We start from the raw sequence: 13105 nt of genomic DNA on the forward strand, positions 1-13105 counted from the left end.
CGATCACGTCCTCCAGCGCGACGGGCGCGCCCAGTCTCACCACGGCGTCGTCGAGGTCGGGCCGGAAGCTGACGTCGGAGGCCTCGGCGGCCAGCACCGCGCGCCGCGGCGGCAGGGATCCCTCCGCGTCCGGGTCGGCCAGCAGGCGCAGCGACGCCAGCGCCGCCTCGCGCAGCGCGACCTCGGCGAGCTCGTCGTCGTCGCCCTCGGCGTAGGACTCCCGCAGCGTCGGCGTCAGCGCGAACGCCGTGCCGTTGACGGGCCGCAACGAGCCCTCCGCGACCAAACGCTGCAACATGGCCAGCGTGGCCGGTATGTAAACCACCGTCATATCGATTCCTGCCGACCCGTCCCCCGCAAGCGGGAGGTACCCCCCTCGACCGGCTTCGCCGCTCTTGCGATCGTCACGACTCCCCCATCAGTGTCGCCGTATAGTCCTCGACGTACCTGGACAGCTCGCGCGGCGGACGCTGATAGTTCCCGCTCACCACCGGCGTCTTGGGCAGCTTGACGTGGGGCCGCTCGACGTCGTGATAGGAGATGCTGGACAGCAGGTGCGCCATCATGTTCAACCGCGCGTGTTTCTTGATGTCGGATTCCACCACGTACCAAGGGCTGACGGGGGTGTCGGTGTGCACCATCATCTCGTCCTTGGCACGTGAATAGTCCTCCCGGCGATACAGCGATTCGGTGTCCATAGGGCTGAGTTTCCATTGCCGCACAGGATCATTCAGTCGCGCCTTGAACCGGCGCAGTTGCTCGGCCGCGGAAACCGAAAACCAATACTTGCGCAGCAGGATCCCGTCATCGATCAGCATCTGCTCGAAGATCGGGGTCTGCCGCAAGAACAGCGCATGCTCTTGGGGCGTGCAGAATCCCATCACCTTCTCCACGCCGGCGCGGTTGTACCACGACCGATCGAACAAAACGATCTCGCCTTTGGCGGGAAGGTGGGCGATATAGCGCTGGTAATACCACTGGCCGCGTTCCCGATCGGTCGGCGCCGGCAACGCGACGATGCGGGCCGCGCGCGGGTTGAGGTATTCGGTGATCCGCTTGATGGTTCCGCCCTTGCCCGCGCCGTCGCGACCTTCGAAGACGATCACCACACGTTGGCCGGCATGCCGCACCCACTCTTGCAGCCTCACGAATTCCGTTTGCAGCCGGAACAATTCGGCTTGATATACGTCGGCGGAAATTTTGGGCGCGCTCGGCGGCGTGGATTTCGCCGCCTTCGCCTTGGGGCCCTTTGTCGCGGTACTCACACCAACGAATGATAGAACCGGCCAGCGCTTTCACCCCGGGTAATTACCGGGAAGCTTCCAGCAATTCCTCGAGCGATTGGCTCAACAGGCCGGGCAGCAACTCGACGTCGCTCATCGCCTCCCGGTCGGCGTTGATGCCGAAGTACAGCATGCCGTTGTACGACGTCACGCTGATGGCCAGCGCCTGGTTGTGCAGCAGCGGCGGCACGGCGTAGGTCTCCAGCAGCTTGGTGCCGGCGACGTACATCTGCGACTGGGCCCCGGGCGCGTTGGTGATCAGCAGGTTGAACGTCCGCCGGGAGAAGCTGGGGAAGCTGGTGGCGACGCGAATGCCCATCGCGTGCAGCGTGGGCGGCGCGAACCCGGACAGGGTGACGATGGTCCTGGCGTCCACCAGGCGGGCGCCCGTGGGGTTCGACTCGGCGGCGTGCGCGATCTGCGACAGCCGCACCACCGCGTTCGGCTCCCCCACCGGCAGGTCGACCAGGAACGGCATCACCTGGCTGATGGCCTGCCCAGGGCCGGTCGCGTCGAGCTGACCGTCGGCATAGATCGGCAGCGGCGCCATGGCGCGCACCGTCGCGGTCGGCGACACCGCAACCCCGCGTGACATCAGCCAGTTGCCCAGCGCGCCGGCGATCACCGCGAGCACCACGTCGTTGACGTCGCAGTCGTATCGCGCGCGCAGCGTGCGGTAGTCCTCGAGGTTGCAGCTCGCCACCGTGAACCTCCGGTGCCGCGAGACGGTGGCGTTCAGCGGGCTGCTCGGCGCGGTGCCGCGCGCCACGGCCCGCGCGAAATCGACCACCCGGCGGCCCGCCGCGAGGAGCTCGCCATGGTTGGTCACCAGGCCGCCGATGGCCGACCCGACGGCCTGCAGCTGGGTGCCCGGCCCCACGAACCAGTCGCCGATGGCGCCGAAGATCAGCCGCGCGTTGCCCGGGTCGCGTTCCGGGACCCAGATATCCTCGGGCAGCGCCGGGGGGCGCCTGGTGCGGTCGGCGATGACGTGGTTGATCTCGAGCGCCGCCATGCCGCTGATCAGGGCTTGATGCGACTTGGTGTACAGGGCGACCCGGTTCTTGGCCAGACCCTCGACCAGGTACATCTCCCACAGCGGCCGTGACTTGTCCAGCGGCCGGGCGGCCAGGCGGGCGATGAGCTCGTGCAGCTGTTCGTCGCTGCCCGGCGAGGGCAGCGCGGAGCGCCGCACGTGGTAGGTGATGTCGAAGTCGGCGTCGTCCACCCAGACCGGCCGGGCCGAGCCGACCCGGACCTCGCGGACCTTCTGGCGATAGCGCGGGATCTGGGGCAACCGATGTTCGACGGTGGCCAGCAGCGTCTCGTAGCTCAGCCCCGCGCGGGGCCGGCGCAGGATCGACAGCGATCCGACGTACATCGGGGTGGCCGTGTTCTCCAGCCGAAAAAACGACGCGTCCGATGGGGACAACCGGGTCACCATGTGGGCGCAGTCCTCCTCATCGAATCATCGCCCTGCTGGGAAAGGAGATGTCCCGCCCACCGTAATCGCCCGGCCGAGCGCGGGCACGCGCGAGCCCGAGTTGTGCCATGATGACGACTGCCTGCCACTCTCCAGCGGGCTCTTGCGAGTTCGGCCGAAGAGTTGGAGAGTGCGCGTGAACACCAGCCCAGTCGCGGGTCCGTCTGGCGCCTTCGCCGTCCTACCCGTCGTCGACTACGAGCCACCCCCACAAGACATATCGCAGAACGCGCCCGCGTGCCGCCCGTCGACGCGCGCGCCGCTGCGCCGGCGCAGCCCGCGCGCGCCGCACCGCCCCCTTCCGCCCGGCAGGCAACCCGCGGAGCAGCCCCGCCCCGTCATGTCGGCGGCGATGCGCCAGGCGGCGACCTTCGCCGACGCCGCGTTGCGCCGGGTGCTCGAAGTCATCGACCGCCGCCGCCCCGTCGCCCAACTGCGCCCGTTGCTGACGCCGACCCTGATGGATTCCGTTGTCGCGGTGGGCCATTCGGCCGCCGGCCAGCAGGGCGCCGCGGTGCTGCGCCGGCTGCGGCTCCAGCCGGCGGGTCACCGCGACCCGGACACCGCCGCCGAGGTGTTCGGCTCCTACAGCCGCGGGAACCGGGTCCACGCCATCGCCTGTCGCGTCGAGCGCTCGCATGCCGGGTGGCTGGTGGTGGCCCTGCACATCGGTTGACTCCCCTAGCGCGGGGGCCCGGGGCTGGGCGCCAGCGGCCCGCCGGTATAGCGGGCCAGCACGGGACCCACGATCGCCATGATGAAGACGTACGACGTCGCCAGCGCGGCGACGGCGGGAATCGACGTGCCCGCCAACCCGATGATGATCAGCGAGAACTCGCCCCGCGCGATCAGGGCGGTGCCCGCGCGCAGTTGCCCGCGCCGGGCCACCCCGTCGCGCCGGGCGGCGAACACCCCGGTGGCCACCTTGGTCGCCGCGGTGACCACGGCCAATATCAGCGCCGCCGGCAGCATCGGGATGAGCTCGTGCGGGTCGACCGCGAAGCCGATCGCCAGGAAGAAGATCGCGGCGAACAGATCGCGCAACGGGCCCAGCACCTCGCGCGCCCGTTTCGCCGTCTCCCCGGTCAGCGTCAGCCCCACCAGGAACGCACCCACGGCGGCCGACGCGTGCAGCGATTCGGCCATCGCGGCCACGATCAGGGTAACGCCCAGCACCCGCAGCAGCAGCTGCTCGGAATCGGGATGTTCGACCAGCCGGCCGACGTGGTGGCCCCAGCGGTAGGACGCGGCGAACGCCGCCAGCAGCGCGGCCACCGCCGCCACCATCCCGACGACGGCGTGCAGCCACCCGCCGCCCGAGGCCAGCACGGCGAACAGCGGCAGGTAGGCCGCCATCGCGAAATCCTCCAGCACCAGCACGGACAGCACCGCCGGCGTCTCCCGGTTACCGAGCCGGCGCAGGTCCTCCAGCAGGCGCGCGATGACGCCCGAGGAGGAGATGTAGGTGACGCCGGCCAGGCACAGGATGGCCACGCCGTCCAGTCCCAGCAGCCAGCCGGCGACCGCGCCGGGGGTCGCGTTCAGCACGACGTCCACGCCCGCCGACGGCAGGTGGTGCCGCAGGCTGGCGGCGAATTCGGCCGCGGAGAACTCCAGGCCCAGGGTCAGCAGCAGCAGCACGACGCCGATGGGCGCGCTCGTCGTGATGAACTGGCCGCCGGCGGCCAGCGGCAGGATTCCGCCCTTACCCAGCGACAGGCCCGCGAGCAGGTAAACCGGAATCGGCGACAACGCGAATCGGCGTGCCACGCCGCCCAATACGGCCAGCGTGGCCAGGAGGGCGCCGACTTGTAGCAGCAGCGCCCACGAAACTTGCACCGGCTCAGCCCTTGTCGATGATCTGCTCGACGCCGGCGATGCCGTCCTGGGTTCCGATTACGATCAAAACGTCTCGGGCATGCAGCATTTCGGCCGGCCCGGGCGAGGCGAGCACTTCGTCGTTGCGCACGATCGCGACGATGGAGGCGCCGGTGCGGGTGCGGGCGTGGGTGTCGCCCAGCGGGTGGTCGACGAACGGGCTGCTGGCCAGGATGTGAACCTGTCCGGTCTCGAGTCCGGGTATCTCGCGGGCCAGCTCGGTGAACCGCTCGGCGATCCGGGGCGCGCCCAGGATGGCGGCCACCGCCTCGGCCTCTTCCTCGCTGAGGTGCAGCAGCGGGCGGGCCTCGTCGGGATCCTCCCGGGCATAGACGACGACCTCGAAGTCGCCGCTGCGCCGCGCGATGATGCCGATGCGGTCGCCCTTGTGGTCGGTGAACTCGTAGCGAAGGCCGACGCCCGGCAGCAGCACCTCCTTGACATCCATACCGTCAATCCTGACAGGTCGGACGGCGGCGCCGGTGCCGGATCGGCGGGCTCCTATAGAACTGCTGAAATCAGCCCTGCTGCGCCATCTCGGTGCTGTGCCGGCGCGGAATCGGCAGCAGCATGGACACCTCGCGGCGGTAGTCGGCGTACTGGTGGCCGAGCGCCGCGATCAGGTCGCGCTCCTCGAGCTGCGTGGCGATCAGGATGTAGCCCGTCATGCCGATCGAGAACAGCAGGTGTCCGGCCGTCATGACGGGCGCGGCCCAGAACGCGATGACCATGCCGAGCATCAGCGGGTGGCGCACCACCCGGTAGAGCAGGCGGACGCGGAATTCGATGCTGGTGTAGGGCTGTTGGCGCGACGCCAGGTACACCTGCCGCAGCCCGAACAGGTCGAAGTGGTTGATCAGGAAGGTCGCCAGCAGCGCGATCGCCCAGCCGAGCCAGAACAGCGCCCACAGCACCCCGCGGGCCGCGGGCATCCGCACATCCCAGATCACCGTCGGCATCGTTCGCCATTGCCAATACAGCAGGGCCAGCACCACGCTCGAGAACAGCACGTAGGTGCTGCGCTCGATCGCCGACGGCACGAAGCGCGCCCACCAGCGCTTGAACCCGGGCCGGGCCATCACGCTGTGCTGGATCCCGAACAGGGCGACCAACGCCGCGTTGATCGGCATCGCCTCGGCGAGGGGCGCGGTGAGCCCGCGGTCGACGCTTCGTGGCACCGCGAAGTTGCCCACGAAGGCAATGAGATACAGAAAGGCCGCGAGGAAGAGCAGGTACGCCGCGGCGCCGTAACCAAGCGTCAAGTATCGCTTCATGGGCTTAGTGTCCGCCGCGTGGAAGCGCACGACCATAGGTCGTTTGCCTCATCTTTGCCGGCCGGGCCACTAGGTATTTTTGACCAGTCCGTTGCGCAGCGCGTACATGCTGGCGCCGATGCGGTTCGATACGCCGATCTTGGCGTAGGTCCGCTCGACGTGGTTGCGGGCGGTTTTCTCGCTGATCACCAGCGACGCCGCGATGTCCTTGTTCGAGGCGCCGCGGGCGACCAGACACAGCACCTCGATCTCCCTGGGCGTCAAGCCGTCCGGGCGCACGTTGGGCCGCTGCGCCGGCTGGCCCGCCGCGTGCAGCACCGCCTCGACGGCCACCGACTCGAGCTCGCCGGCCTGCACCCGCCCGCGCAGCCGCCGGGCCGCCGCGTCCGGGGACATCGCCTCGCGGTACGGCCTGGGCTCGCAGGCGGACTGATAGGAGACCGCGGCCGCCAGGATGCGGTCCGGCAGGCCGAGCGCCGACCCGGCGAGCCCGCGCGGATATCCGGAGCCGTCCAGGCATTCGTGGTGGTTGCCCGCGACCTCCGCGAGCTGCCGAAGCGCCGGAACCTGGTTGAGGATGCGCACCGTCAGGTACGGGTGCAGCCTTACGCGCTCGAATTCCGCCGCCGTCAACGGCCCTTGCCGGGACCAGATCTGATTCGACACCCCGATGCGGCCCAGGTCGTGCACGTGGCCGGCGCGCCGCGTCAACGCCACCGCGTCGGCGTCCACGCCCGCGGCCCGCGCCGCGTCCCCGGCGAGCCGGGCCACCGCGCGTGAATGGCCAAGGGTGAACGGACATTTCAAGTCGACGAAGTCGCCGAGTGCGACGAGCAGGGCGTCCAGCGACCGGTCGTCGAGACGGCTTTGCTCGGGCGCCGCGGCCAATACCGCCGCCCACGCGTCGCCGGCCGGCGGGCCGGCCAGGACCTCCTCCGCGTCGCGCAAGAACGCGTCGGCGACCTTCGGATCGAACTGGCCGCCGCACCGGTCGCGCACCATGGCCATGGCCCCGGCCACACCGTAGTTGCGGTGGTGCACCTCGACCATGTCGGCGAGCTGGGCGATCCGCATCTGAATCGGAATCTCGTCGCCCTGCGCGCCGGCGGGCAGGCCGCCGCCGTCGTAGCGCTCGAACGCGAACGCCACCGCCGCCTGGACGCTGGGGCCCAAGCCGATTCGGTCGGCCAGCACGGCCGCCGAGGTGCAATGCGAGTGAATCAATCGGGAGATGTGGCCGCGCGCGTTGGCGAAAAGCGTTGCCATCAAGCTCAATCGGTGCGCCAACGGCTGGCCGCGGCCCACGTTGCCGGCCAGGAACCGCAGGTACGGCAGCCCCGACCAGTCGACCAGGTACGAGTCGCGGCGCACGGCGATGTCGTCGCCGAACCAGCGGGCGTATTCGTGGGAGTCGGCGTGACAGCCGATCCACATGACCAGCGTCGTGTAGTAGGTGCAGTCCCGTTGTTCCTGGTCGAGCCCGAGGCGGTCGGCGAGCCTGGTCGCGATGAGCGCCGCCCGGAGCATGTGCTCGGCGGGCTGCCCCAGGCCCAGGTCGATCGCCACCGACAGCGCCGCCAGCAGCTCGGCGCGGGTCGGCAATTCGGGCTCCGACATGGGCCTCATTGTGCCCAGCTCATCGGCCCGCGGTCAGCCGATTGGCACAGTGCGCCCGACGCCGTGGTGGCGGGCGGCGTCGAACGTTTCGAAATGCCCCGAGCCGACGACGAACAGTCCGCGCTGCGGCGGGCGGAAGCCGGCCAGCCGCGGCTGATCCGGGAGTGGGCCGACCGGTCCCAGGTCGGCCCCACGCCACGCGGCGCGCGAGTCCGTCACCGCCCACACCTGTGCGGGGGCGATCATGAAGCGCTGCCCATTCGGCGCCGTTCCCGCGAGCCGGACCCGGCCGGCGCGCAGGGTGGGGCCGGCGGCCCGGCCCAGGGCGGCCAGCATCGCCCGGTTCGTCCACGCGCGCGCCGGCAACCGGCCGCCCACCGCGCTCATCAGCCGGGTCGACGGGGTGGCGCCGATATCGATATGCCAGGCAAGCAGATTCGGGATCTCGACGAACAGCGACCAGGGGGTGACCCAGGCGACGTCGATGTCGCATTGCACCGCGTCGTTGGGCGTCGCCGAGCTGAAGAAGCGGGCGCAGCTCTGCGGTCCCGGCGTGGTGGCGTAGAAGGTCCACTCCCCGTCGGGGTCGCGATGCCACACCGAGCGATAGCCGGGCGAGAACGACGTGGCGGGAAAGTGCCGCAGCGCCAGATAGTGTCCGCTGGCGAACGGGAGGCCCATCACGCCGAAGCCGACGAAGCGTTCGTCGTTTCCGGCGGGCAGGCGGGGATTGCGCAGGACGGCCGTGGCGGCGTCCAGCGGGGTGCGTGAAGTGGTCATGCGTGAATGGTGCGCGCGGGCGCGCCCGCACCGCATGGGGCGGCTGCCTCAAATTCTCGCGGCCGCGCCGTCGCGCAGTGCGATCATGTGCTGATGGACGACCCGCAGCAGCGCATCGCCGAACTGGAACGCCAGCTCGCGCAGCAAAAGCGCATCGCGGAATTAGAGCGCCAGCTGGCCGACGCCAGGGCCGCCGCGGGAGGGGATCAATCCGTCGAGCGACGCCAACCGGAGCCCATCGCGTACGCCGCGCCAACGCGCAAGCGCGCGGGGGCCGGGTGGGTCTTACCCGTCGTCGCGGTACTGGGTGCAGTGATCGCCCTGTGCGCCGGGGTTGGCGCGGCGGTGACCGCGGTCATTCCGTCGGCCGCGCTGTGGATGAGCCCGATCGTCTGCCGCAGCGGGTACGAGATGGCTTACAACACTTCGCATTACAGCTACAAGCCGGGCCAGTCGGGCACCAGCGTGAGCTTCCAATGCGTCGGCGACGGCGGCGCCTACGACGTCAACGACTTCGCGGTCTTCGCGTTGCAGTCCTTGCTCGCCGGGCTCGTGCTGTGCGTCGCCGTGGCCGTTGGCCGCGCGATCTGGCGCCGCTCGCATCGCCGCACGCTCGGCGGGAGATAAAGGCGCGCCCTAGCGCCGCTTCACCGACTTCGGCGGCTTGGCGCCGCGGCCCTGCTGCCTGGCGGCCGCACGCCGTTCGCGCCGGGAACCTCCCCCGGACACGCCCGCCGGCGTCTTCTGACCGTTGCCGCCGTTGCGCTGCACCTGCGCCGAGCCGTCCTCCGACGGGCCGGAGTAGGTCATGGCCGGCGCCTCGGTCTCGATTCCCTTGGCGCGCAATTGGGTTGGCGCCTCTTCGCGCGTGGGCGGGGTGGTGTCGCCCTGATCGGCCGCGGCTCCCAGCTCCTTGAGTCCCTCCGGCGTTTCCACTGGGGCGACCTGCGGGCTGGGCACCGCCTCGACCGTCACGTTGAACAGGAAGCCGACCGACTCCTCTTTCATGCCGTCGAGCATGGCCATGAACATGTCGTAACCCTCGCGCTGGTACTCCACCAGCGGGTCGCGCTGCGCCATCGCGCGCAGCCCGATGCCCTCCTTGAGGTAGTCCATCTCGTAGAGGTGTTCGCGCCACTTGCGGTCGATCACGTTGAGCAGCACGTTGCGTTCGAGTTGACGCATCGCGCCCTCGCCGGCGATCTCCTCGAGCTCGGCTTCCCTTGCCCCGTAAGCGCGTTCGGCGTCCTTGAGCAGCTCGTCGAGCAGCTCCTCACGGGTCAGGTCGTCGCGCTCGGAGTCGGCGTCCAGACGCATCAACGTGTGGTGGTCGATGCCGACCGGATACAGCGTCTTCAGCGCCGTCCACAGCGCTTCGAGGTCCCAGTCCTCGGCGTAACCGTCGGCGGTCGCGCCGGTGACGTAGGCGGTGACCACGTCGCGGACCATGTCGAGCGCCTGCTCCTTGAGGTTCTCGCCCTCCAGGATGCGGCGGCGCTCGGCGTAGATCACCTTGCGCTGCTGGTTCATCACCTCGTCGTACTTGAGGACGTTCTTTCTGACCTCGAAGTTCTGCTGCTCGACCTGGGTCTGGGCGCTCTTGATCGCGCGGGTGACCATCTTGGCCTCGATCGGCACGTCGTCGGGCAGGTTCAGCCGGTTCAGCATCGCCTCGAGGGCGGCGCCGTTGAAGCGGCGCATGAGCTCGTCGCCCAGCGACAGGTAAAAGCGCGACTCGCCCGGGTCGCCCTGGCGGCCGGAGCGGCCGCGCAGCTGGTTGTCGATGCGTCGCGACTCGTGGCGTTCGGTGCCCAGCACGTACAGGCCGCCGGCCTCGACCACCTCGGCGGCCTCCTTGCCGGCCTCCTCCTTGACCTTCGGCAGCTCCTCGTGCCACGCGGCCTCGTACTCGTCGGGGGTCTCCACCGGATCCAGGCCGCGCTCGCGCAGCCGCTGGTCGGTGAGGAAGTCGACGTTGCCGCCCAGCACGATGTCGGTGCCGCGGCCGGCCATGTTGGTGGCCACGGTGACCCCGCCGCGCCGGCCGGCCACCGCGACGATGCCGGCCTCCTGCTCGTGGTACTTGGCGTTGAGCACGTTGTGCGGGACGCGGCGCTTCTGGAACTGCCGCGACAGGTACTCGGAGCGCTCGACGCTGGTGGTGCCGATCAGCACCGGCTGGCCCTTCTCGTAGCGCTCGACGACGTCGTCGACCACCGCGATGTACTTGGCCTCCTCGGTCTTGTAGATCAGGTCGGACTGGTCGGCGCGGACCATCGGCTTGTTGGTCGGGATGGGCACGACCCCGAGCTTGTAGATCTCGTGCAGCTCGGCCGCCTCGGTCTGGGCGGTACCGGTCATGCCGGCGAGCTTGTCGTAGAGCCGGAAGTAGTTCTGCAGCGTGATGGTGGCCAGCGTCTGGTTCTCGGCCTTGATCTCGACGTGCTCCTTGGCCTCGATGGCCTGGTGCATGCCCTCGTTGTAGCGGCGGCCGTAGAGCACGCGGCCGGTGAACTCGTCGACGATGAGCACTTCGCCGTCGCGGACGATGTAGTCCTTGTCGCGGTTGAACAGCTCCTTGGCCTTCAGCGCGTTGTTGAGGTAACTGACCAGCGGCGAGTTGGCGGCCTCGTAGAGGTTGTCGATGCCGAGCTGGTCCTCGACGAACTCGACGCCCAGCTCGTGCACCCCGACGGTGCGCTTGCGCAGGTCCACCTCGTAGTGGACGTCCTTCTCCATCAGCGGCGCCAGCCGGGCGAACTCCAGGTACCAGTTGGAGGCGCCGTCGGCGGGCCCGGAGATGATCAGCGGGGTGCGGGCCTCGTCGATCAGGATGGAGTCGACCTCGTCGACGATGGCGAAGTTGTGGCCGCGCTGCACCAGGTCGTCGAGCGAATGCGCCATGTTGTCGCGCAGGTAGTCGAAGCCGAACTCGTTGTTGGTGCCGTAGGTGATGTCGGCGGCATACGCCACCCGCCGCTCGTCGGGCGTCATCTGCGCGAGGATCACGCCGACGTCCAGGCCGAGGAAGCGGTGCACGCGGCCCATCCACTCGCTGTCGCGTTTGGCCAGGTAGTCGTTGACCGTGACGACGTGCACGCCCTTGCCGCCGATGCCGTTGAGATAGGCCGGCAGCACCGAGGTCAGCGTCTTGCCCTCACCGGTCTTCATCTCCGCCACGTTGCCGAAGTGCAGCGCCGCGGCGCCCATCACCTGCACGTCGAACGGGCGCTGGTCGAGCACCCGCCAGGCCGCCTCGCGGGCCACCGCGAACGCCTCGGGCAGCAGGTCGTCGAGGCTTTCGCCGTCGGCGTGCCGCTTCTTGAACTCATCGGTCTTGGCGCGCAGCTCCGCGTCGGTGAGCTTTTCGACCTCGTCGGACAGGGTGTTGACGTAGTCAGCCACCCGCTTGAGACGTTTGAGCATGCGACCTTCGCCAAGGCGCAGCAACTTCGACAGCACAGCTATGTCCCCTGTTGGTTGGGAGTCTCTTCTCTTGAAGCGACTCCCATGGTAGGTGACGACGGCGTGATGGCCGTCGACCCGGCGAACCTCAGGACAGCCTGATCAGCCCGTAGTCGTAGGCGTGGCGGCGGTACACCACGCACGGCCGTTCGGTCTGCTTGTCGTGGAACAGGAAGAAGTCGTGCCCGACGAGCTCCATCTCGTAGAGCGCGTCGTCGACCGTCATCGGCCTGGCCGGGTGTTCCTTGGTCCGCACGATCCGGCCGGGCTCGTGGTCGGTGTCGGCGCCGTCATGGTCGACGGGCGGCTCGGGCGTGGGTTCGGGGCGCGGCGGCGGCACGACCGCTGTGGCGGCGGCCAGCGACACCGGGGTCTTGTCGCCGTAGTGGACCTTGCGGCGGTCCTTGGCGCGGCGCAGCCGGTTCTCGAGTTTGTCGACCGCGGACTCGAACGCCGCGTAGAAGCTGTCCGCGCAGGCCTCCGCGCGGCTCACCGGCCCACGGCCGCGGGCGGTGATCTCCACGCGTTGACACGACTTGCGCTGTCGGCGGTTGGGCGCGTGTTTGAGCTCGACATCGAAGAGATAGATGGAGCGATCGAACCGTTCGAGGCGGGCGAGTTTCTGGGAGACGTACACCCGGTAGTGGTCTGGGATTTCAACATTGCGGCCCTTGAAGACGACTTCGGCTTCGGTCGTCGTCGGTTGGGCTTGGCCGTCGGTTTGCGTCGGCGGTGGGTCAAGAATTTGACCGGAATCCACGGATAGCCTTGACATACGTGACAACTCGTTTCTCTTTCACGTCGCACGCGCCCTGCGTGCCCGGCTTGCTGACGACGCGCCGACGAGGTGGGGAGAGCGGGTCTTTTCGGTAAATCACCGCTGCAGGCTGCTCGCCGATGCAAGGTGTCGAATACTCACCCCTTCCCGCGAGTGGGGTCTCAACCTGGGAATGTCGCGACCAGTGAGTCAGACCAGTGAGTCGATTAACGTTGTTCTCGACGTTAGCTCGTGTTCGCCTCGCCATGCCACTGATTTCGCGGAGCTGTTGCGAGTTCTTCACATACTCTTGGCGACCGCCCAGCCTCAGGCGGCCGCGAGCGCAACGTCGCGGGCCGGGTGCGGCTGCGCCGCGCGCCCCCGGCCACCGAGGTCTTGATCGTCGATGACGTCGTCACCACCGGGGCGACGGCCCGCGAATCGGTGCGGATACTGCGGGCGGCGGGGGTTCGGGTCACCGCAGTGCTGACGCTCGCGGCCGCCTGAGGCTGGGCGGTCGCCAAGAGTATGTGAAGAACTCGCAACAGCTCCGCGAAATCAGTGGCGG

At 69.1% G+C, this 13105-nt stretch carries 11 protein-coding genes and 2 pseudogenes; 3 read left to right on the forward strand and 10 right to left on the reverse strand.

The genetic code is table 11. From position 1 onward, the window contains the following. From A5702_RS03175 to A5702_RS03185, 3 genes and pseudogenes are all read right to left on the reverse strand, one after another. Nucleotides 1-331: pseudogene (locus tag A5702_RS03175) on the reverse strand (hypothetical protein); the annotation flags it as partial. Between the two features lie 73 nt (nucleotides 332-404). Then, on the reverse strand, nucleotides 405-1265 hold the full coding sequence (ppk2, locus tag A5702_RS03180; protein WP_068218204.1) for a polyphosphate kinase 2: 861 nt from the start codon (nucleotides 1263-1265) through the stop codon (nucleotides 405-407). A 43-nt stretch (nucleotides 1266-1308) separates the two neighbouring features. Further along, the gene (locus tag A5702_RS03185) at nucleotides 1309-2727 is read right to left on the reverse strand and encodes a wax ester/triacylglycerol synthase family O-acyltransferase (RefSeq protein WP_068218207.1); all 1419 of its coding nucleotides are present in this window, start codon (nucleotides 2725-2727) and stop codon (nucleotides 1309-1311) included. A 175-nt stretch (nucleotides 2728-2902) separates the two neighbouring features. On the opposite strand from A5702_RS03185, the gene A5702_RS03190 reads away from it, so the two are divergent. Then, nucleotides 2903-3442 (forward strand): Rv3235 family protein, encoded by a 540-nt coding sequence (locus A5702_RS03190; RefSeq protein ID WP_068218209.1) that lies wholly within the window; start codon nucleotides 2903-2905, stop codon nucleotides 3440-3442. 5 nt (nucleotides 3443-3447) lie between these two features. Here A5702_RS03190 and A5702_RS03195 read toward each other — a convergent pair whose 3' ends face one another. The 5 genes from A5702_RS03195 to A5702_RS03215 all read right to left on the reverse strand — a co-directional run bounded on the left by A5702_RS03195 (nucleotide 3448) and on the right by A5702_RS03215 (nucleotide 8315). Then, on the reverse strand, nucleotides 3448-4605 hold the full coding sequence (locus A5702_RS03195) for a cation:proton antiporter (protein WP_068218212.1): 1158 nt from the start codon (nucleotides 4603-4605) through the stop codon (nucleotides 3448-3450). A gap of 4 nt (nucleotides 4606-4609) precedes the next feature. Next, nucleotides 4610-5092, reverse strand: coding sequence for a cation:proton antiporter regulatory subunit (locus A5702_RS03200; protein ID WP_055399072.1), 483 nt, complete (start codon nucleotides 5090-5092; stop codon nucleotides 4610-4612). Between the two features lie 70 nt (nucleotides 5093-5162). Further along, nucleotides 5163-5918, reverse strand: a complete 756-nt coding sequence (gene mddA / locus A5702_RS03205) for a methanethiol S-methyltransferase (protein WP_068218225.1) — start codon at nucleotides 5916-5918, stop codon at nucleotides 5163-5165. Nucleotides 5919-5987: 69 nt separating this feature from the next. Then, a complete protein-coding gene (locus A5702_RS03210) occupies nucleotides 5988-7535 on the reverse strand; it encodes an HD domain-containing phosphohydrolase (protein WP_082955927.1) in 1548 nt (515 codons plus the stop codon). A gap of 33 nt (nucleotides 7536-7568) precedes the next feature. Then, a complete protein-coding gene (locus A5702_RS03215; protein ID WP_068218227.1) occupies nucleotides 7569-8315 on the reverse strand; it encodes a hypothetical protein in 747 nt (248 codons plus the stop codon). 93 nt (nucleotides 8316-8408) lie between these two features. Between A5702_RS03215 and A5702_RS03220 the strand changes: the two genes are divergently transcribed. Continuing rightward, nucleotides 8409-8942 carry a hypothetical protein gene (locus A5702_RS03220; RefSeq protein ID WP_156349390.1) on the forward strand — a complete coding sequence of 178 codons (534 nt, stop codon included), beginning with the start codon at nucleotides 8409-8411 and terminating at the stop codon, nucleotides 8940-8942. A 9-nt stretch (nucleotides 8943-8951) separates the two neighbouring features. Here A5702_RS03220 and secA read toward each other — a convergent pair whose 3' ends face one another. Both secA and hpf read right to left on the reverse strand, forming a co-directional pair. Further along, nucleotides 8952-11777 carry a preprotein translocase subunit SecA gene (gene secA / locus A5702_RS03225; protein ID WP_068218218.1) on the reverse strand — a complete coding sequence of 942 codons (2826 nt, stop codon included), beginning with the start codon at nucleotides 11775-11777 and terminating at the stop codon, nucleotides 8952-8954. Nucleotides 11778-11868: 91 nt separating this feature from the next. Next, nucleotides 11869-12540 carry a ribosome hibernation-promoting factor, HPF/YfiA family gene (gene hpf, locus A5702_RS03230; RefSeq protein WP_068218222.1) on the reverse strand — a complete coding sequence of 224 codons (672 nt, stop codon included), beginning with the start codon at nucleotides 12538-12540 and terminating at the stop codon, nucleotides 11869-11871. Between the two features lie 282 nt (nucleotides 12541-12822). Between hpf and A5702_RS25420 the strand changes: the two are divergent. Continuing rightward, nucleotides 12823-13044: pseudogene (locus A5702_RS25420) on the forward strand (ComF family protein); the annotation flags it as partial. Nucleotides 13045-13105: the final 61 nt, after the last annotated feature.

The organism is Mycobacterium sp. E3339, assembly GCF_001666915.1.
Taxonomy (GTDB): domain Bacteria; phylum Actinomycetota; class Actinomycetes; order Mycobacteriales; family Mycobacteriaceae; genus Mycobacterium.